This window comes from Streptococcus mitis (assembly GCF_946190375.1).
Taxonomy (GTDB): domain Bacteria; phylum Bacillota; class Bacilli; order Lactobacillales; family Streptococcaceae; genus Streptococcus; species Streptococcus mitis_CJ.
In genome coordinates, this window is the sequence record NZ_CAMIAF010000049.1 from 1 (window position 1) to 492 (window position 492).

The 492-nt window shown below is 39.4% G+C and carries 1 pseudogene; it reads right to left on the reverse strand.

Annotated elements, in window-relative coordinates:
* Positions 1 to 492 (reverse strand): annotated as a pseudogene (locus N8M09_RS10905) (hypothetical protein); the annotation flags it as partial.

Genomic DNA, 492 nt, shown 5'->3' on the forward strand with positions numbered 1-492 from the left:
TTTTTTCTCTTCTGGAGTTAAGTGGTCTTTGTCTTTGGCTGGAACTTTCTCGTCTGGTTTCACTGGAGTGAAGTCTTTAGGCTGCGCTGTAACTATTGTTGGGTCTGATGGTCTACTATCACCTTTTGTAGCTGTCGCTGTTACTTTACTTCTATCTCTAACACCTTCTGCTGGAATTAACAATGCTCCTGTTGTTGGATTTACTGTTACGCCTTCCGGTTTCTCTGGTGATGACCATGTTCCATCCTTAGCTTTGACTACTGTTACTGTTTTCTGAGCATTTTTCTCATCTGTGTAAGTAACAGTTACTTTATCAGCTTCGCCTGTTGGTGTTACTGTAACTGTTCCATCACTTGGTGCTGTTGCTTCTGGTTTTGTTGGCTTATCTTCTCTAACTTTAACAGTTATTGTCAATTCACCAGATTCTTTACCTTGACTATCTACAGCCTTATATTTTACCCTATATACACCTGGTTGATTTGTATTAATTTC